General features: G+C 38.3%; 17 protein-coding genes. 14 read left to right on the forward strand and 3 right to left on the reverse strand.

Annotated elements, in window-relative coordinates; translation table 11 throughout:
- The first annotated feature begins 2 nt into the window (after nucleotides 1–2).
- Together ME5_RS04915 and ME5_RS04920 are read left to right on the forward strand one after the other, a co-directional pair.
- Entirely contained in the window at nucleotides 3–980 is a 978-nt protein-coding gene (locus ME5_RS04915) for a peptidoglycan-binding domain-containing protein (RefSeq protein ID WP_008038984.1), read from the forward strand.
- A 100-nt stretch (nucleotides 981–1,080) separates the two neighbouring features.
- The gene (locus tag ME5_RS04920) at nucleotides 1,081–1,437 is read left to right on the forward strand and encodes a DUF1491 family protein (protein WP_008038985.1); all 357 of its coding nucleotides are present in this window, start codon (nucleotides 1,081–1,083) and stop codon (nucleotides 1,435–1,437) included.
- A 14-nt stretch (nucleotides 1,438–1,451) separates the two neighbouring features.
- Here ME5_RS04920 and ME5_RS04925 read toward each other — a convergent pair whose 3' ends face one another.
- The 3 genes from ME5_RS04925 to ME5_RS04935 are packed head-to-tail and all read right to left on the reverse strand — an operon-like array spanning nucleotide 1,452 to nucleotide 4,757.
- Entirely contained in the window at nucleotides 1,452–1,985 is a 534-nt protein-coding gene (locus ME5_RS04925; protein WP_008038986.1) for a DUF1254 domain-containing protein, read from the reverse strand.
- Complete coding sequence (locus tag ME5_RS04930; protein WP_008038987.1) at nucleotides 1,978–2,577, reverse strand: DUF1214 domain-containing protein; 600 nt, start codon at nucleotides 2,575–2,577, stop codon at nucleotides 1,978–1,980. The genes ME5_RS04925 and ME5_RS04930 overlap by 8 nt, the downstream gene beginning before the upstream one ends.
- Nucleotides 2,578–2,591: 14 nt before the next feature.
- Nucleotides 2,592–4,757: a transglycosylase domain-containing protein gene (locus ME5_RS04935; protein ID WP_008038988.1), complete on the reverse strand. Its 2,166-nt coding sequence runs from the start codon at nucleotides 4,755–4,757 to the stop codon at nucleotides 2,592–2,594.
- 316 nt (nucleotides 4,758–5,073) lie between these two features.
- Here ME5_RS04935 and ME5_RS04940 point away from each other — a divergent pair, with 316 nt between their 5' ends.
- The 12 genes from ME5_RS04940 to ME5_RS04995 all read left to right on the forward strand — a co-directional run bounded on the left by ME5_RS04940 (nucleotide 5,074) and on the right by ME5_RS04995 (nucleotide 19,268).
- Nucleotides 5,074–5,328: a hypothetical protein gene (locus tag ME5_RS04940; RefSeq protein WP_008038999.1), complete on the forward strand. Its 255-nt coding sequence runs from the start codon at nucleotides 5,074–5,076 to the stop codon at nucleotides 5,326–5,328.
- 21 nt (nucleotides 5,329–5,349) lie between these two features.
- Nucleotides 5,350–6,018, forward strand: coding sequence for a response regulator transcription factor (locus ME5_RS04945; protein ID WP_008039001.1), 669 nt, complete (start codon nucleotides 5,350–5,352; stop codon nucleotides 6,016–6,018).
- Nucleotides 6,019–6,034: 16 nt separating this feature from the next.
- Nucleotides 6,035–7,441, forward strand: coding sequence for an ATP-binding protein (locus tag ME5_RS04950; protein WP_008039005.1), 1,407 nt, complete (start codon nucleotides 6,035–6,037; stop codon nucleotides 7,439–7,441).
- Between the two features lie 162 nt (nucleotides 7,442–7,603).
- Nucleotides 7,604–8,044, forward strand: a complete 441-nt coding sequence (locus ME5_RS04955; protein WP_008039006.1) for an RT0821/Lpp0805 family surface protein — start codon at nucleotides 7,604–7,606, stop codon at nucleotides 8,042–8,044.
- Between the two features lie 94 nt (nucleotides 8,045–8,138).
- On the forward strand, nucleotides 8,139–9,299 hold the full coding sequence (gene ccmI / locus ME5_RS04960) for a c-type cytochrome biogenesis protein CcmI (protein WP_008039007.1): 1,161 nt from the start codon (nucleotides 8,139–8,141) through the stop codon (nucleotides 9,297–9,299).
- On the forward strand, nucleotides 9,296–9,790 hold the full coding sequence (ccmE, locus tag ME5_RS04965) for a cytochrome c maturation protein CcmE (RefSeq protein WP_008039008.1): 495 nt from the start codon (nucleotides 9,296–9,298) through the stop codon (nucleotides 9,788–9,790). Before ccmI ends, ccmE begins: the two co-directional genes overlap by 4 nt.
- Nucleotides 9,780–11,816, forward strand: a complete 2,037-nt coding sequence (locus ME5_RS04970; protein WP_008039009.1) for a heme lyase CcmF/NrfE family subunit — start codon at nucleotides 9,780–9,782, stop codon at nucleotides 11,814–11,816. The genes ccmE and ME5_RS04970 overlap by 11 nt, the downstream gene beginning before the upstream one ends.
- 14 nt (nucleotides 11,817–11,830) lie before the next feature.
- Nucleotides 11,831–12,292: a cytochrome c-type biogenesis protein gene (locus ME5_RS04975; protein WP_008039010.1), complete on the forward strand. Its 462-nt coding sequence runs from the start codon at nucleotides 11,831–11,833 to the stop codon at nucleotides 12,290–12,292.
- A gap of 231 nt (nucleotides 12,293–12,523) precedes the next feature.
- A complete protein-coding gene (locus ME5_RS04980; RefSeq protein ID WP_008039012.1) occupies nucleotides 12,524–14,026 on the forward strand; it encodes a Do family serine endopeptidase in 1,503 nt (500 codons plus the stop codon).
- Nucleotides 14,027–14,095: 69 nt separating this feature from the next.
- On the forward strand, nucleotides 14,096–14,776 hold the full coding sequence (locus ME5_RS04985) for a response regulator transcription factor (protein WP_008039014.1): 681 nt from the start codon (nucleotides 14,096–14,098) through the stop codon (nucleotides 14,774–14,776).
- Between the two features lie 2 nt (nucleotides 14,777–14,778).
- Nucleotides 14,779–16,179, forward strand: a complete 1,401-nt coding sequence (locus tag ME5_RS04990) for a sensor histidine kinase (protein WP_008039015.1) — start codon at nucleotides 14,779–14,781, stop codon at nucleotides 16,177–16,179.
- A 155-nt stretch (nucleotides 16,180–16,334) separates the two neighbouring features.
- The gene (locus ME5_RS04995; RefSeq protein ID WP_196793520.1) at nucleotides 16,335–19,268 is read left to right on the forward strand and encodes a bifunctional [glutamine synthetase] adenylyltransferase/[glutamine synthetase]-adenylyl-L-tyrosine phosphorylase; all 2,934 of its coding nucleotides are present in this window, start codon (nucleotides 16,335–16,337) and stop codon (nucleotides 19,266–19,268) included.
- The last annotated feature ends 62 nt before the right edge of the window (nucleotides 19,269–19,330 follow it).

Consider the following 19,330-nt stretch of genomic DNA (forward strand, 5'->3'; position numbering starts at 1 on the left):
ATATGACAAAAAGAAGAAAAACAAATAGAAGACAGCAAAAAAAACGTCAAACTATTCTAGTTGCGCTTATGCTCTCTATAGGAAAAGTCTTTGGCTGGGTTTTTCGTTGTCTATTTTATTATTCACGCAAAAATCCCTTATTAATGGGGGGGTATTTTCTGTTTTTGGTTGGTTTTAGTTTGATTGGATTTAATGCCATTTTTGATCAAACATCTGTACATCATGGTGTTTTTATTAAGACACGTCCAAATGCAGATATAAATCTCGAAAATGCACAGAAGAAAAAAATCGTTACGGTTTTTCCTGATAACCCTCCTTCTGTTATTGTTCCTGAAAAACCTGATGAAGATCTCGCGACTGTTTCTGTGCAAAAAATAGCTCAGAATGATCAGGTCAATTATGGTGAACTTGGCAAGACATTGTTAGATGCGCAAAAAACGCTCACCAGTTTAGGGCTTTATGATGGTCCAATTGATGGGTTGGATGGTCCGAAAACAAAGCGTGCACTTGCTACTTGGAGACAAGGTAAACAAGAAAAGCAGGATACACAATCACATCAGTCTGCTTCGTCCCAAATAAAAGATGATATTGCAGCTTTGATTGCCGAAGGTTCACCAGATCAGACGATATCAAAAAAAACGCAAAAAAACGATACAGATTTTGATGAAATCGTGACGCGTTCTTTACCAGATGAAATAAAAGAAACACATGTAAAAAATGCTTACAAAATTGAAACCTCTTCATCTTCAGAACAAAGTCATGAAGTTGAAGATCATTATAAGGCAGACACGACTGATATCTTGCGTGTGCAGGCTGCATTGCGTGCATTTGGCAATAATAATGTTGAAGTCACGGGTAAGGAAGATCAACGTACTAAAGAGGCCTTAAGTGATTTTCAAAAGATGTTCAGCCTCTCAATTACTGGTAAAATTAACAAAGAGGTTCTTGATAAAATGAAGGATGTCGGTCTGTTTGGGTAAGTAAAATAAAAACTTTTACTTTATTCCTTTTAATTCAAGCTGTCATTGAACATCAGTTTTCATAAATTCATGGATTTTTACAAAGTTTTAGGGTTACAATATGCGCTTAACGTCTGATTTTTGGTGTTCGGCTTTTATGCGTCAAATACGCGCAGAAGGTGGTTTTGCTTATCTTACGCGTCGTGGTTCACAAGAGGCTGGAGCTATATTTATTCTTTTTCGCCGTAACGATGGATTTATTGATCTTTATGCGCCTGCACCGCAAAGCGCTTATCAGGGAGATCAAAATTATGATGACAGGCAATTTATGTCTGTGTTGCTTTCTAGCAAAGAAGACGTAGTTGTTGATAAGCTTGAAAAAGAATTACGCTTTGATCCCGATTTATGGCTTGTGGAAGTGGAAAATTATAATTCAAATACATTGCCACATTTCGTTCATGTCTTAAATCTTGAATAGTCTTCTTAAAATGCTTAATAAACAATGGATTTGCAACTGGTTTGAGCAAAAAAAGCCTTGATGGAAGGATCGATATCAGGATCAAAACTTCGTAAAAGAACAAATCCTTTTTGTATATTCTGATGAACAAAAATTGAATTTGATAACTCATCTTGCGCGGTTTGTTTTATTTCCAAAAGTTGAGTGGATGTTGCAATAACAAGATCAAGCAGACCATTGGCACTTGCTGCATCATTCATACTGTAAAGATTGTTACCTGATTCATTATAAATTGATAAAGACCAAAAGGGTGTCTTTACTTGGGATTGTATGTGGACAGGATTTTTATTCAAATCGAAGTGACAAGATGCTACATGAAATAGTGGATCATTGGTTAATCTTATAGGGTTTTGCTTATCAAGCTCGACAAAGCGATACGGTGGGGCATTTTCTATCAAGCGTTGCCACGCTTTATTGGGCGTTACGTACGGAATTAATAATAAAACACAAATATGTACAATAACGGCGCCTATAAAACTGACCAATGATATGTACATAATTCTATTCACAACCTTTTTCTCCTGTTAAAACAAGATCAACACTAGGCATTTTCAATGCGTTTAAGGGAGTGTTGGTAAGAATTTGCGTGTCATAAAGTGTCAGAATGAGACCATATTTCATGTCTTTAAAAGAGGTGGCAAGCCAATTATAGGGCTGAGCATTGGGAGATATTGAAATTGATAAGTTTTCATCTTGTCTAAAGATTATGTTATTGCTGTGAAGAGAAAATGGTAATAGCTCATCGATTTTTAAGGGATAAAAGGTCTCATTAACCGTGTACAGCGTGAAAAGTCTTGCTTCTGGAAGTAATCCATAAAGACGATAAGTGCAGTGACTTTTGAGTGGTCGATTGTTTGAATCATTCCATAATTGAAATGCCAATCCTTCTGTTTGACCAAGTGAAACTATACCATTTTTTGCAAAACGCGCTCGGCTATATGGCTCGTCTTGCTCTGTTCCAGCTTTAGGGTAAGCACTCCATTGGCCAATTTTAAAATGACCAAAGCCTTCAAAATGTTTTAATATATAATCAACGCTCCATGCACCTCCGCTTAAAGTAATGCATATAATAATTAATATTGACAAAACTGTGCGAACCATTTTACGACAGCCCTTTAGTGCATAATTGGTGTTGTCGTTGAAACAATATGAGAGGGTGTAGGATCAGTTAAAGAAGGTGCATTTTCAAAGGCATTGAGAATTTTCTTCATCATAAGAGTGGAAGATCGAGATAATGTAGCAGGGATTTCGGACTCTAAATGATAATTTTTTTGCTCGATTATGCTTTTTTGTTTTTTAGTAAAAACAGAATTTTCAACACCAAATAAAGGTTTTGGGACTGTGTTATCGTGGGCATAAAGCATCATGCGTTGCCACATCATGGCAGGAACAACACCCCCAAAGGCTCTGTTCATAGGAGAAAAATCATCATTTCCCATCCAGACAGCGCCAGTATAATTTCCTGTATATCCAACAAACCACGCATCACGATGTTCTTGTGAGGTTCCTGTTTTTCCAGCAACAGCATTCATAGGAAGTTGAGCGCGTTTTCCAGAACCGCGTGTGGTGACGCCAACCAACATTTGATTCATATAAGCAGCAGATTGTTCACTTAAAGCACGATGGGGTTTTTCTCCATCGCGCAAGAAATCCCAGATAAGTCGTCCCTGTGCCGTAAATATTTGTGTAAATCCATGTCGATTGCCTGCCATGCCGCCATTAGCAAAAACATTGAAACCTGTCGCTTGATCAAGTGGTGTCATATTTGATGTGCCAAGAACCATTGTTTTGTGTGAAAAAATATCAGCATTAATGCCCATATTTTTTATTAAATCTCTTATGGGTTGTGTATCTTTATGAAGATTTTGATAGGTCAGTCTGACAGGTACAGTATTGATAGAGAATGCCAAAGCAGTAGCAAGATCGACATTTCCGCGATAGCGTCCAGAATTGTTTCGTGGTGACCATCCACCCCAATTGATTGGGGCGTCAGAAATAATTGTTTTTGGTGTCAGTCCTTGTTCCATGGCGACGGCATAAACATAAGGTTTAAAAGAGGAACCAGGTTGACGTCCGCTTTGCGTTGCGCGATTAAATTGACTTTCTAAATAATCTTTTCCCCCAACGATAGCACGTACTGAACCATCATTATCAATAATAACAGCTGCAGCTTGGCTGACGCGATATTGTGCTCCATAAGCCCGCAAATGGTAAGCAATGGATTCTTCTGCGGCTTTTTGAATGCCAAAATCTAAAGTTGTGCGGACTGTCAAATTACGGCTAGGTAGTTGGTTTTCTAATTTTTTAACTTCATCAAACGCCCAATCAAGAAAATAGTTTGGCTGATCGTCGTGAAGCGCTGTGATAACATTGGCTGGTTCACGCCGTGCTTTGATAACTTGACCTTCACTCATCATGTTATTGTCAACAAGATTAGAAAGAACAACATTGGCTCTTGCTCGTGCTGCAGGCAGATTGATATGAGGCGCATATTTGCCCGGTGCTTTAAACAACCCTGCAAGCATTGCAGCTTCAGCAAGTGAAACCTGTCTTATATCTTTACCAAAATAAAATTTTGAGGCCGTCGAAATACCAAATGCTCCTCCTCCCATATAGGCCCTATCAAGATAAAGCTGTAAAATTTGTTTTTTAGTAAGATTGGCTTCAAGCCACAAAGCAAGATAAGCTTCTTTAATTTTACGTGAAATTGTTCGTTCATTGTTTAAAAATAAATTTTTTGCCAATTGCTGGGTAAGTGTTGATCCACCTTGGACAACACCATTGGCTCGGATATTTTGCTGTAATGCTCTTGAAAGTCCATAAAAATCAATTCCCCAATGATCAAAAAAACGACGATCTTCAGTCGCAAGAACGGCTTTAATGAGATAGTCTGGCATGTCTTCAATGGGGACGGTTTCTCCACGAACTGTTCCACGGCTTCCGATTGGATTTCCTTGTCGATCCAAAAAATTGACAGCAAAATCACGTGGCGCAAGCCAATCGTTTTTTGTCAGATCAAAAACAGGAATGCCAATAATTGTAAAAAGAGTAAATCCTATAAGGCCGAGTGTTAAACTTTCATCAACAATTTCGACAAAAAAACGTTTCCAACCTGTTAAATGTAAGCGACGAGATAAAAAAGTAATATTGAGCCACAATAATGAGATGGATGTTTTAAATTGATAAAGCGAACTATCTATCCATGCATCGATGTCAATGAAGAGTGAGCTTTTGAAACGCTTTTTCTTTTTCTTATATGTTTTTCTTCCTAAGCCTAACATATGTCTCAATCCAGATATTGAACCCGATTTTTTTATGAAGCGTATTTCTCAACGATCCGTTTATTGATGTTTGCATTCTTCGGTTTTATCTTCAAAGAAAATAACGTTTATGACATGTCTTACACTGAATACTGAACTAGCACATCAAAGGAATGAAATCTTGGTTAAATTCCTATTAGAGATTTAGAATAGGAATGATAAGCAAACAAAAATAAAATTTTTAATTATCTTGAAAAGAGGCCTTGATAGTCCCTATTTATTTCATAAAATTTGTTCATATTCTATTCAGATATGATCAGTTATAAAGATGAGTATGATGAAAAAAATGTTCAATTTAAAAATACTGGCTATTATTTCTTTGCTTACCGTAAGTTTATTAGGAGCGACTGGCGTATTGGCAGCTGACTGTGCTGAGGTTGGTAAACGCGTTGCTGAAGAGCAAGCAGGTCGGCTTGCGCGCTCAACGCCGGTTGTTCAAAATGGTCAAAATATGTGCGTTGTTGTCGTCATTGTGCCTGCAAGTAATGGCGAAAAACCACGTCGTGTTGAAGTTGCTGTACCTGCAAAATAAGTTAAAAAGAAAACTTCTATCATGCGTATTCTTATTGTGGAAGATGATAAAGAGTTAAACAGACAACTCTTTGTCGCTCTTTGCAATGCAGACTATGCCGTTGATCAAGCCTATGATGGAGAAGAGGCTTTCTATCTTGGTGACAATGAGCCTTATGATGCGGTTATTCTTGATATTGGATTACCACTTATGGATGGGGTCAGTGTGCTTGAAAAATGGCGTAAGGCAGGGCGGAATATGCCAGTCTTAATGTTAACTGCACGTGATCGATGGTCTGATAAAGTCGCGGGTATTGATGCTGGTGCAGATGATTACGTTGCTAAACCTTTTCATATGGAAGAAGTCATTGCACGCTTGCGTGCTTTAATCAGGCGTTCTGCGGGATATGCATCAAGTGAATTGATGTGTGGAGATATTTATCTTGATACAAAAACTTCAAAAGTGCGTGTTAAAGGACATTTGGTAAAACTTACCGCCCTAGAATTTCGTCTTTTATCTTATTTAATGCATCACCGCGATGAAGTTATATCGCGTAGTCACCTTATCGAGCATCTTTATGATCAAAACTTCGATCGCGACTCAAATGTGATTGAGGTTTTTGTTGGTCGATTACGTAAAAAACTTCAATCCAATTTGATTGAAACAATTCGTGGTATGGGATATCGTCTCAATACGCCAAAAAGCGTATAAAAAGTTATCTTATCTTATGATCGTCAAATCGTTGTTTCGTTATTTAGCAAAATCATTGGGCTTGAGAGTCAGTATATTATCAACTCTTTGGGTTTTATTGGCTCTTATTGCTCTTTCAATAGTCAGTATTATTTTTTATCGTCAATCGAATGATCAATCTTTAGAAAGCATTTTAACGGCACAACTTTATAGCCTTATTTCAGCAGTTAGCCTGAGTGAAGAGGGCTATCTTCAAGGGAAACCTGAATTAGGCGATGTACGTTATTTGGATGCCTCATCGGGGTGGTATTATGATGTGACACCTTTGTCCTCTGGTGTTATGGGGCGCATCACATCTCCATCATTGGGGACGAAAAAAATAGACGCTATGAGCGAAAAACAAGACCCGTTTGACGATAAATTTTTTCGTTCTTATACATCCATTGGACCAGACGGTCAGAAATTGCTTGTTGTGGAAAATGATGTCATTCTTGATAATATAAACAACCGTGCAGCACGCTTTCGGATTATGGGTAATATTGATGAAACGCGAGAACAATTGCGCCAATTTAAAGATACTTTGCTTATCTATTTATGGACATTAGGAATATTAAGCGTTTTAATTAATATTATTATTATTCGCTTTAGTTTACGCCCCTTAAAGCAGATAGGGCGTACGTTGGCGAGAATTCGTCAAGGTGATGCCGATCATGTTGATACAGATTTGCCATTAGAAGTGTTGCCTTTAGCGTATGAGATGAATGCTTTGATTGATAATAATTTTCGTATTATTGAGCGTTCGCGCACACAGGTTGGAAATTTGGCACATTCATTAAAAACACCTTTATCGATTATTGCAAATGCGCTTGAAGAAAAAAAATCTTCACAAACCTTTCTGATATCTGAGCAGATTCAAATAATGCAAAGACAGATTGATCATTATCTCACGCGTGCACGTATTGCAGCACAACGTGATAGTGTAGTTTATCAAACACCCGTGCGTCCTGTGATAGAACGCATGGTTCGGGTGATGAAAAAACTATATCCAGAAAAAACCTTTGAGGTTTCTTTCAGCAAGGATGAAATTATTTTTATAGGTGAACAAGAAGATCTTGAAGAGATGATTGGAAATTTGCTCGAAAATGCAGGAAAGTGGGCAAACAGTCATATTGTTTTAGCATGCCGTTATCTTGCAAAAACATCGAATGAAACCATAATGTTTTCCATTTCTGTGAGTGATGATGGCTTAGGCTTGGCAGAGCCACAACGTTATGAAGCGATAAAACGAGGAAAAAGGCTTGATGAGACAAAACCTGGAACAGGACTTGGTCTTTCCATTGTTGCAGATATGAGCGGTGAATATGGTGGTGATATGAGTCTTGAAGAGTCACCTTTAGGTGGGCTTACAGTAAAAATTTTATTGCCCTGTTCTCAACTTAAATAAGGACATATGAAGTTTTTAGAAAATACTGTATATTTTAGGTAGTAAACGTTTTAAGGCATATTTTGTAAAGATGTTTTGAATGGATGAAACCCTTGCAGTTTTCATTTTATTAAAATGAAGACTTCCTTTAAATAAGCTTTGAATTTTTGTGATTTTAAGTCTATGAAAACATTGTTGGCAAATGATGGTGATAAAATGAATAAATGTCTTTTGGGAACTTTTTTGGCGCTTTTATCTTTGACAGCCTGTACGCAAACGCCTTTACAGCACATAAATCCAGAAATTAAACAAACAAACGTTTTATTGCAATCAATGGGCAATGGGCTTTTGGGAACATCGGCGCATTTATTATCACCAGCTGATCGCAATCAGGCTTTGGAAGCTGAATATAATGCATTAGAATATACAGATGCAGGAAAAGTTGTTCCATGGGTTTCACAACAAGGTAATGCTTCTGGTGAAGTGACACCGGGGCAACCTTATCAAGTAGGTTCTCAAAACTGTCGTCAATATAGCCATTCTTTTACAATTGGTGGTGTTCCACAAACAAACCGTGGAAGTGCTTGTCGTAATGAAAATGGTTCATGGTCACCATTAACTTAAAAACACATTTAAAAAATCACACTTCAATGATCAATTCGTTGCGATCACGTGTTTGCATGTAGATTTTTTTAAATCTGTTCTATAGTATATCCTTATGATATTTTGGATAGGTGCGGCGGTTCTTGCTGCGATAGTTACGATAAGCGTTCTCTGGGCTGTAAGCGTTGATTCTTATGGTAATGAATCAAATGTACTTCTTGATTCGCGAATGTCTAATCTTTCTATGTATAAAAATCAGCTTGCCGAAATCGATACGGACTTGGCTCGTGGAATGATTGATGAAGAAGGAGCTAAAGAAGCCCGACTTGAATTGTCACGTGCTATTTTAGCGCAAGAAAAACAATTAACACGTGGAGCATTTACAAAGAATCGTTCAAAATTTTTGCGCATAAATATCTCTTTAGGTGTGCTTTTTGTACCTATTTTGATGATAGGCGTTTATTCTTTGACAGGCAGCCCTGAAACAAAAAGTTATTTTTTTAATGATCTTATGCGGATCAATCCACAAAATTTAAACCTTGAACAAAATTTGGTGCGCATGGAGGCTTTATTCTTGCGCGATCCCGATAATGGAAAACTTGCTGATGATTTAGCCTCTTCATATCTTGTTGCTGGTCGTTATCAAGATTCAGCCAATACTTATCTTGATGCATTACGTTTAAACGGAGAAACTGCCCCCCGTCTTGTTGGATATGGCATGGCTTTATCAGGATTTGAAGGGGGGACAATTACTCAAGAAGCACAAAAAGCTTTTGAAAAAGCAGTAAAATTATCCCCACAAGACTTTTATCCCAGACTGTTTATTGCTGAAGCATTGCGACAAGAAGGAAAGGCTGATGAAGCAGCAAAAGGCTTACAAAATTTTTTAGATCAAGCACCAAAAGACAGTCCTTGGCGTAGTCGGGTTGAAGCTATGATTATCCAATTGCAACAAAATGCTAAAGATTCATCATCAATGACACAACAAAACCATCAATTTGACAAGGCACCATCGAAATTTAAATCTGATGAACAAGTAATGATAATAGGTATGGTAACAAGTTTAGAGCAACGCTTAAAAACCGATCCAGATGATTTAGAAGGATGGAAAATGCTCATTCATTCTTGGTTGGTTTTAAAAAAGAGTGAAAAGGCCCAAAAGGCGTATAATGAAGGTCGAAACAAATTATCTTCTAAAAAGGTTGATGCACTTAAACATTATGCAAAAGAACAAGGACTTGTTGTGAACCAAAATGGGGTAATAAAGACGCCATGATGAAGAGTATCAATAAACAAATGTCATTACAACAAGGATTAAAACGACGCAAAAAAAAACGTTTGTTGATGATCGTTTTCGGCCTAGTTGTATTAGGTATTGCAGTTGGGCTTGTGCTTTATGCAATGCGTGGGAGCGCAAGTTTTTTTAGAATGCCATCTGAAATCACTACAGATGATATGACTTCTATGCGTTCATTGCGCCTTGGTGGTTTTGTTGAAAAAGGATCCGTTCACAAAACAGATAAAACAAAAGTATCATTTACCATAACGGATTATGCAAAGCAGGAAAAAGTAGAATTTAACGGTATTCTTCCAGATCTTTTTAGAGAAGGACAAGGCATTATTGCTGAAGGTCATTTCAATCAAAATGGCTCATTTATCGCTGATCGGGTTTTAGCCAAACATGATGAAACTTATGTGCCAAAAGATATTGTTGATCGTTTGAAGGCAAAGGGATTGTGGGAGGAGTATCAAAAAAATGCTCGTTGAGTTTGGTTCTCTTGCGTTATCGGCAGCATTGGCTATTGCAGTTTTTTTGGCTTTTTTCACTGCCATTGGTGTTTTTTTTGAAGATCGCCGATTAATAGGTTCGGCAGTGCCTTTAACTTATCTTTTGTTTGTCTTAATTTTAGTGTCTTTTGTTGTTTTAGTCCACGCCTACATTGTCTCAGATTTTTCTGTGTTAAATGTTGTTGAAAATTCGCATTCTGAAAAACCATTGCTTTATAAGATAACGGGTGTTTGGGGAAATCATGAAGGTTCCATGCTGTTATGGGTTCTTATTGTGAGTTTTTTTAGCACTTTGGTTGGCTTTTTTGGGCGTGAATTGCCAGCGCGATTGAAAGCACTTATTCTTGGTTGTCAGGCATGGGTTACAAGTGCATTTTTATTATTCATCCTTTTTACCTCGAATCCATTTCAACGTGTTGACCCACCTGCATTACAAGGCAACGATCTTAACCCTATATTGCAAGATATCGGCTTGGCTATTCACCCTCCTTTACTTTATCTCGGCTACGTTGGCTTTTCTGTTTGCTTTTCTTTTGCAATTGCGGCTTTAATTGATGGGCGTGTGGATGCCGCATGGGCACGATGGGTACGGCCTTGGACGCTTGTTTCTTGGTTGTTTTTAACAGGTGGTATTATGGTTGGCTCTTATTGGGCTTATTATGAACTTGGCTGGGGAGGGTATTGGTTCTGGGATCCAGTGGAAAATGCTTCACTCATGCCTTGGTTGGCAGGAACAGCATTGTTGCATTCTGCTATCGTTTTAGAAAAACGTGGTGCATTGAAGATTTGGACATTGTTTTTAGCAATCTTAACGTTTTCACTATCTCTCATGGGAACGTTTTTGGTGCGTTCGGGAATATTGACATCTGTGCATAGCTTTGCGGTTGATCCATTGCGTGGTCGTGCCATCCTTGCCATATTATTTTTCTTTATAGGTGCCGCCTTGTTCCTCTTTGCTTTGCGTGCGTCATCATTAAAAACGGGTGGTTTTTTTCGACCAATGTCACGTGAAGGATTATTGGTTTTTAACAATCTTTTTTTAACAACCGCTACAGCCACAGTTTTTGTTGGAACGCTTTATCCATTGTTGCTTGAAACACTAACAGGACAAAAAATTTCTGTCGGTGCACCTTTTTTTAATCTCACATTTGGTCCGTTAATGATTCCTCTCTTGATTTTGGTCTCTTTTGGTCCAATGATAGCGTGGAAAAGAGGTGATTTTTTTGCCGTTGCCGAAAAATTATGGTTTGCTTTTGGTCTTGCTTTCATCATGATAGGTGTCGTTTTATATAAGACATATTTGCGTGAAATTTTAGCGGCTTTAGGAATTGGGCTTGCAACTTTTGTCTTTTTTGGCGGCATAACGGATTTATGGTATAAAAGTGGTCTTGGCTCAACAAGTTTGAGAGTTCGCTTTAAACGTTTATGCGGTTTACCACGTTCTGCCTATGGGACAGCTCTTGCACATATGGGGTTGGGGGTTACCTTGTTTGGTATCATTGCTGTTGCGACATTTGGTCAGGAACGTATTTTAATAATGCAAACAGGTGACAAAATTGAAATCGCTGAGCGTTTGGTGACATTAAAAGGTGCGCGCAATGTTAATGGCCCTAATTATACTGAAACGCAATTTGAGTTTGGTATTGAAAATGGGCAGAGAAAAGTCGGCGATGTCATGGCCGCTAAAAGGTTTTACCCGTCACAAAAAATGCCAACAACTGAAGCTGGGATTCAAAGTCGTGGCCTTTCGCAACTATATATTGCTCCTGGCGACATAACAGACCAAGGATTGATTTTGCATATTTGGTGGAAACCATATGTTATTTGTATTTGGTTGGGCGCAATTATGATGATGCTTGGCGGGTGTATGTCTTTATCGGATAGACGCCAACGTGTAGGCGCACCGCGACGTGAGAAATCGCAACATGAAAAGACGCTGAAATCTATGCACAATCATGAAAAGACTCTTTCAAATAAAAAATCTTTTGCTCATACCGTCCCGTAAGAAAGCTGAAAATCATGGGCTTACAGCGTTTTATTTCATGGATTGTTATTTTTATATTTGCTTTGCACTTACCTGTTTTAGCCGTTCAACCAGATGAAATATTGGATAATCCGGTATTAGAAAAACGTGCGCGGGATATTTCGTCTCATTTAAGATGTCTTGTTTGTCAAAATGAATCTATTGATGATTCAAATGCACCGCTTGCGCGCGATATACGTTTGCTTGTAAGAGAGCGTCTTGTAGAAGGCGATACTGACAAACAAGTTCTTAATTTTATGGTTGAGCGTTATGGTGAGTTCGTTCTTCTAAAGCCGCGTTTAAACCGTGAAACTTTTCTTCTTTGGGGCGCTCCTGTTATTATTATTGGTGTTGCATTCAGTATAATTGTTTGGCGTGTTAAAAGACGTAATAGTCAAAAACGTGCTCCACTTACTGAAGATGAAGAAAAAAAACTGGAAAATTTATTACGCAGGTAAGACGAAGCGGGAAACATTGATGATTGATTTTATCTCTTTCTCTAAGAAACGAAGTGTTCAGTTATGATTTTCAAGAAATCTATAATGTTCATTTTATAATGAAGAAGGCTTAAAGCTGAACGATTATGCTGACCTTACAAAACTTTAACCATTTAGACAGGAGACGGTAAGGTAGACTATCTTATTTGTATGCTTATGATGCGAAAAACGCATAAAACAAGGAGTTTTAAAATGACAACAGCAACGTTTCGCAAAAGCTTAGCAACAGTTGCTTTAACAACAGCATTGGCTGGAACTATGATGTTAACTGTACCTGGCGTTTCTTTTCAAATAGCGCAAGCAAAACCTGTTTTTGTCGAAGGTGATCAGCAACCAGGTTTTGCTAATGTAGTTTCTGAAGTAAAGCCAGCTGTTGTTTCTGTTCAAGTCAAAAGCGATAAACAAAATGAAGAAAGTGGATTTACAGGATTTTTTGGCGGTTCAGGCATTGATCAATTGCCAGATGGACATCCATTAAAACGTTTTTTTAAAGATTTTGAAGAACGCAGTAAACCAAAAGATAGACCCAATCAACGTTCACGACCACGTCCTGTTGCGCAAGGTTCTGGTTTCTTTATATCTGAGGATGGTTATATTGTGACCAATAATCATGTTGTTTCTGATGGTACAGCATATTCTGTTGTTTTAGATGATGGTACTGAGTTAGATGCGAAACTTGTTGGAAAGGATCCGCGTACCGATTTGGCGGTATTAAAAGTGGATGATGAAAAACATAAATTCACTTATGTAGACTTTGCGAATGATGAAAAAATTCGTGTGGGTGATTGGGTTGTTGCGGTAGGTAATCCCTTTGGTCTTGGAGGAACAGTAACAGCTGGTATTGTATCTGCACGAGGTCGTGACATTGGTGCGAGTGTATATGATGATTTTATACAAATTGATGCTGCAGTTAATCGCGGCAATTCAGGTGGACCAACATTTAATCTTTCGGGGCAAGTCGTTGGTATAAACACTGCGATATTTTCACCTTCTGGCGGTAATGTTGGTATTGCATTTGCAATTCCTGCAACTACTGCTAAGCATGTTGTCAATCAATTGATTGAAAATGGTTCAGTTGAACGCGGTTGGCTAGGTGTGCAAATACAACCTGTTACGAAAGAAATTGCTGATTCAATCGGTCTTAAAGAAGCAAAAGGTGCAATGGTAGCAGATCCGATGGATGGCCCCGCTGCAAAAGCAGGTATTAAAGCTGGCGATGCAATTATTGCTGTCAATGGTGAAACAGTTTCCGATGCACGTGATCTCGCCCGTCGTATTGCCAATATAAAACCTGATGAAACGGCAACAGTAAGTGTTTGGCGCGGTGGTAAAAAGGAAGAAGTTAAAGTTAAAATCGGTTCCATGCCTCAAGACGAAAAAGACAGTGATGGTACAACTCGGTCAGGCGAAAGCGGATCAGCTGAAACATTTGATAATTATGGTTTAACGGTAACACCGTCTGAAGATGGATCTGGTTTGGTAATTACCAATGTTGATCCAGATTCGGACGCTGCAGATAAAGGTTTGCGCCCTGGCGATATTATAATGGCAGTCAATTATCGCGAAGTTAAAAAAGCCAGTGATTTTACTGATGCAGTAAAGGATGCGCAAAAAGAAGGCCGTAGTTCTGTTTTGCTGCAGGTTAATAGTAATGATCAAAATCGATTTATTGCTTTACCGATTGCGCCAGAATAATTATCTTTAAAAAAGTTATGGCGAAATAAGCCATAACTTCAGTAAAATTTAAACGAGGAGTAGCGCGTGATGAAAATTTTGGTCATTGAAGATGATCGTGAAGCAGCGCGCTATCTTGTAAAAGCTTTGTCGGAGGTCGGCCATTTGGCTGATATTGCTGGTGATGGCGAAACAGGTTTTGCGCTTGCTGAAAATGGGCATTATGATCTCTTAATTGTAGATCGCATGTTACCTCAGCGTGATGGACTTTCTGTTATTGCAGGTTTGCGAGCAAAGGGTGATGAAACACCAGCATTGATTTTATCAGCATTGGGACAGGTTGACGATCGCGTGACAGGTTTGCGCGCAGGTGGTGATGATTATTTAACCAAACCTTATGCATTTTCAGAACTTTTGGCACGTATTGAAGTTTTGCAAAGGCGAAAAAGTCCCAAAGAGGCCGAAACTGTTTATCGTGTTGGTGATTTAGAACTTGATCGTATGGCACATACAGCGCGTCGTGCTCAAAAAGATATTAATTTGCAACCACGTGAATTTCGTTTGTTAGAATATCTTATGCGTCATGCTGGTCGTGTCGTAACACGCACTATGCTTTTAGAAAATGTTTGGGATTATCATTTTGATCCTCAAACCAACGTTATTGATGTTCATATTTCAAGATTGCGTTCAAAAATCGAAAAAGATTTTGAAACACCACTTTTATACACAATACGTGGCGCTGGCTATATGTTAAAAGCCTCGGATAGTTAAAAATGTGGCGCCTTGTCAATATGATGCGCACGACTGCTTTAAGGCTTTCAGCTCTTTATATCCTATTATTTGGACTGGTTGCTTTAGGATTGGGTTTCTATATGACATCGCTATCAGTATCGATGCTTAATCAACAAACAGAGCAAGCTTTGAAGGAGGAGCTTGCCAGTGTTGAACATGCCTATCAGCGCGGTGGTATTGCTTTACTTGTGCGTACTATTGATCGGCGATCACGTCAGCCGGGGGCATTCCTTTATCTTGTCGCCGACCCGATAGGCCGCATACTTGCGGGTAATGTTGCCAGTATTGAACCGGGTTTATTGCATAATAATGGTATGATACACGGCTCCTTCGTTTATACAAGGTTTGGCGAAAGTGGCGTACAAATAGACCATAAAGCTATTGCTGCTGTGATTGACCTTCCTAATGCCATGAAGGTACTTGTTGGACGCGATTTGGGAGAGCCTGAACGTTTTTTAAGCATAATAAGAAAAGCGATGATAATTGCTTTTGCGGCGATGGCGGTTGGTGCAATGTTTATATGGTTTTTTATTGGCAGGCGCGCACTTAATCGTATTGACCAAGTGACCGCCGCATCTAAAAAAATAATGGAGGGAGATTTTTCTAGCCGATTGCCTATTTCTGGCGCAAGCGATGAATTTGACCGACTTTCCATAAATTTGAATGTCATGCTGGATCGCATTAATGAACTGAATATAGGTTTAAGACAGGTCTCAGATAATGTGGCGCATGATCTTAAAACGCCTTTGACACGTTTACGCAATCGCGCAGAAAATGTTTTGTCAGGAAAAAACGATCCGCAAGAATATCGTTTAGCACTTGAAGCGGTGATTTTGGAATCAGATCAACTTATACGTACATTTAATGCTATTTTGCTTATTTCACGTATTGAAGCGAGCGCATCGATTGAAGGATTGCAGCTAAAAAATGCCCGTCCTATCGTTGAGGATGCGGCTGAACTTTACGAACCCGTTGCAGAAGAAGCTGGTGTTGAGTTTACATTAGGTGAAACCTTTGATGCTGAATTGCTTATTAATCGTGAACTTCTTGCACAAGCGATTATTAATCTTTTAGATAATGCCATAAAATATGCAGGCAGCGGCCATCATGATGCAAAAGTTTCTCTTTCTATGCGCGACCAAGATCATTTTATCTGTGTCATTGTGAGTGATAATGGACCAGGAATTGCTTTTGAAAATCGTGAACGCGTTACAGAACGTTTTGTTCGTTTGGAAGAAAGTCGTACATTGCCAGGTTTTGGTATAGGTTTAAGTATGGCAAAGGCAGTGATGAAACTGCATGGAGGTCAATTGATTTTAGATGATAATGCGCCTGGATTGCGTGCAATTCTTAAATTTCCAAAAACTTTTGAAACAGATTGAAATGATGAAAACTACATCGCTTAAATATAATAAATGACTTAAATTAATCGTAAACAAACAAAATAATGAATTAATCCTTTTACTTTCTTTGTTAAACTCTTCATTATTAAACGAATGAATGGTGCTTTTTGACTCATCTTTTCAAGTGAAACAGAATGAAACGAGAAATTTTCTGGACAAAAGACTTAAAATCGCTTTTGCCTTTAAATGATAAGGGACAGCAGTGGATGGGCGCGCTTATTGAAAAAGCGCGCAATGACAGATTGAATAATTTAGCAGATGCCTTATCAGTAGAAACGGCAGCTTCTCGCTTAATTAAAAATATTTTAACACTTTCACCTTTTCTACGTGATACATGGATAAAAAATCCGAACTATCTTTGTCCTTTGCTTGAGATGGATATTGAAACGCGTTTAATAACATTGTTAGATGATATTGCCCAAAGCCATCAGCTTAAAAATCTTACTGAATCAAAAATTATGTCGTATTTGCGGCTAAAAAAACGTGAAGCTCATAGCCTCATCGCTTTGGCAGATTTGGGTGGCATTTTTACACCGGCAATAACATGCTTATGGTTAAGTCGTTTGGCAGAAAAAAGTCTTAATGCGGCTTTGCAATTTTTGTTGCGTGAAGCCCATGATCGAGGAAAAATTTCTCTGAATGATTACGATAATCCAGAAAAACAATGCGGATTGATTGTTTTAGGAATGGGAAAATTGGGTGCAGAAGAACTCAATTATTCATCCGACATTGATTTAATCGTTTTTATTGATGAAACATCATCGCATATTGGCGATCCTTATGAAAGTGTTGATTTTTTTTCTAAAATGATGCGTCGTTTGGTTCGAATTATGCAAGAACGAACAGCCGATGGTTATGTTTTTCGCGTGGATATGCGGTTACGACCTGATCCAGGTGCGACACCGCTTGCAATTCCTGTAAATGCTGCACTTCATTATTATGAAGCAAGGGGGCAAAACTGGGAACGTGCTGCCATGATAAAGGCACGTCCTGTTGCAGGTGACATAGATGCAGGGCAACAATTTTTAAAAGATCTATCCCCATTTATTTGGAGAAAATACCTTGATTATGCAACCATAGCAGATGTTCATTCAATTAAGCGACAAATTCATGCGCATAAAGGTTTAGGTGAAATTGCTGTTAAAGGTCATAATGTTAAACTAGGACGCGGTGGGATCCGTGAAATTGAATTTTTTGTACAAACCCAACAACTCATTGCTGGAGGACGATTTCCGCAATTACAAGGCCGTAAAACAGAAGACATGTTAAACGAACTTGTTACGCTTGATTGGTTAAAAAAAACAGACCGTGATATTTTAATTGAAAAATATTGGTTTTTGCGGAATGTTGAACATCGTATCCAGATGCTTGCAGATGAACCCAGCCATATTTTACCTGAAGAAGATGAACACCTTTTAAGTATTGTTCGTTTGATGGGATATTCAAACGAGGAAAGTTTTAAAAAAGACTTTTTGGATGCTTTAAGAAACATTGAAACACATTATGCTGCTTTGTTTGAAACTGAAAACGAATTGGGTATTGATGATGGAAACCTTGTTTTTACTGGAGATGGGGATGATCCAGAAAGCTTAAAAACATTAGCGCGCCTTGGTTTTGATCGGCCTCATGATATTAGCCGGATTGTACGCACATGGCATTTTGGTCGTTATCGTGTGACACAATCATCAAAAGCGCGTGCAAAATTAACAGAGCTTATTCCCTTAATTTTAAAGACTTTTGGCGCATCAAAGCGTGCAGATGAAGCTTTCATGCGTTTTGATCGTTTTTTGCAGGGTCTGCCCAGTGGGGTGCAGCTTTTTAGTCTCTTACAATCCAATCCCTATTTGTTAAATTTATGTGTCACAATTATGAGTGCGGCGCCACGCTTGGCTGAAAGTATTACGCGCAGACCACATATTTTTGATGCATTATTAGATCCAACAATTTTAACAGATATTCCAGTAAATGATTATTTGCAAAATCGGCTCGAAAATTTCTTGGTTCCTGCTACACGTTATGAAGATATTTTAGATCAACTTCGTATTTTTGCTGATGAACAACGCTTTTATATTGGGGCGAGATTGTTAACAGGTGTCATTGATGGTGTGAGTGCAGGGCGTGCTTTTAGCGATCTTGCTGATCTTATGATTATCAATACACTCAAAGCGGTAGAAGAAGAATTTATACATAACCATGGTATCATAAAAGATGGGCGCATTGTTATATTTGGAATGGGCAAGCTTGGCTCTCATGAAATGACAGCAAGTTCTGATGTTGATCTTATATTACTTTATGATTTTGATAAAGCATGTGAAATGTCAAATGGCAATAAACCTCTTTATATTACACAATATTACACTCGTTTAACTCAAAGACTTATTGCAGCACTTTCAGCACCTACAGCTGAAGGTATTCTTTACCAAGTGGATTTAAGGCTGCGCCCTTCAGGTAATAAAGGACCAGTCGCCGTTTCTTTCGATGCTTTTAGCAAATATCAACGTCATGACGCTTGGGTCTGGGAGCATCTTGCTTTAACGCGTGGACGAGTGATTGCGGGGGATCTATCACTGAAAGGAGAATTAGAAAAAGATATTTTAGCAATTCTTGGTCAAAGGCACAATAAAGATGAAATTGCTGAGGAAGTGATAAAAATGCGTGCGTTAATTGAACGTGAAAAGCCACCATTGAACCAATGGGATCTTAAACTCATTCCTGGTGGTTTAATTGATCTAGAATTTATTGCTCAATATTTCATTCTTACAAAAGAAATATCTTTCACTATAGGGCAGTCGACTTTCGAGTCATTGAAAAATTTTTCTTCGATTGATGAAAAGGAAAGATCGATAAGTGAATTATCTCAAATTTATCGTTTTTTTACAGATCTCACGCAATTGCTGAGATTGTGTTTAAATGAAATAACCGAAACCCAATCAATGCCTTCTGGTTTGTTAGACTTACTTCAAAAAAAAGCTGGAGAACCGGATTTGGCGCGTGTAGAAAGTTTGATTCAGGAAAAAGCAGCGACTGTCCGTTCTGTTTTTCAACAAATTTTAGTGAAAACCACGTGAAGTTTATAGAATAAGGAAGCGATCGTTTATAATAGAATTTACACATTATTTTGATGTGTTGA

Origin of the sequence: Bartonella tamiae Th239 (assembly GCF_000278275.1) — a bacterium.
In the GTDB taxonomy this organism is placed as follows: Bacteria; Pseudomonadota; Alphaproteobacteria; order Rhizobiales; family Rhizobiaceae; genus Bartonella; species Bartonella tamiae.

Coding starts and splice junctions, on each gene's coding strand:
- ME5_RS04915 (WP_008038984.1), top strand. CDS start 3: ATGACAAAAAGAAGAAAAACAAATAGAAGACAGCAAAAAAAACGTCAA.
- ME5_RS04920 (WP_008038985.1), top strand. CDS start 1,081: ATGCGCTTAACGTCTGATTTTTGGTGTTCGGCTTTTATGCGTCAAATA.
- ME5_RS04930 (WP_008038987.1), bottom strand. CDS start 2,577: ATGGTTCGCACAGTTTTGTCAATATTAATTATTATATGCATTACTTTA.
- ME5_RS04935 (WP_008038988.1), bottom strand. CDS start 4,757: ATGTTAGGCTTAGGAAGAAAAACATATAAGAAAAAGAAAAAGCGTTTC.
- ME5_RS04940 (WP_008038999.1), top strand. CDS start 5,074: ATGAAAAAAATGTTCAATTTAAAAATACTGGCTATTATTTCTTTGCTT.
- ME5_RS04945 (WP_008039001.1), top strand. CDS start 5,350: ATGCGTATTCTTATTGTGGAAGATGATAAAGAGTTAAACAGACAACTC.
- ME5_RS04950 (WP_008039005.1), top strand. CDS start 6,035: ATGATCGTCAAATCGTTGTTTCGTTATTTAGCAAAATCATTGGGCTTG.
- ME5_RS04955 (WP_008039006.1), top strand. CDS start 7,604: ATGAAAACATTGTTGGCAAATGATGGTGATAAAATGAATAAATGTCTT.
- ccmI (WP_008039007.1), top strand. CDS start 8,139: ATGATATTTTGGATAGGTGCGGCGGTTCTTGCTGCGATAGTTACGATA.
- ccmE (WP_008039008.1), top strand. CDS start 9,296: ATGATGAAGAGTATCAATAAACAAATGTCATTACAACAAGGATTAAAA.
- ME5_RS04970 (WP_008039009.1), top strand. CDS start 9,780: ATGCTCGTTGAGTTTGGTTCTCTTGCGTTATCGGCAGCATTGGCTATT.
- ME5_RS04975 (WP_008039010.1), top strand. CDS start 11,831: ATGGGCTTACAGCGTTTTATTTCATGGATTGTTATTTTTATATTTGCT.
- ME5_RS04980 (WP_008039012.1), top strand. CDS start 12,524: ATGACAACAGCAACGTTTCGCAAAAGCTTAGCAACAGTTGCTTTAACA.
- ME5_RS04985 (WP_008039014.1), top strand. CDS start 14,096: ATGAAAATTTTGGTCATTGAAGATGATCGTGAAGCAGCGCGCTATCTT.
- ME5_RS04990 (WP_008039015.1), top strand. CDS start 14,779: ATGTGGCGCCTTGTCAATATGATGCGCACGACTGCTTTAAGGCTTTCA.
- ME5_RS04995 (WP_196793520.1), top strand. CDS start 16,335: ATGAAACGAGAAATTTTCTGGACAAAAGACTTAAAATCGCTTTTGCCT.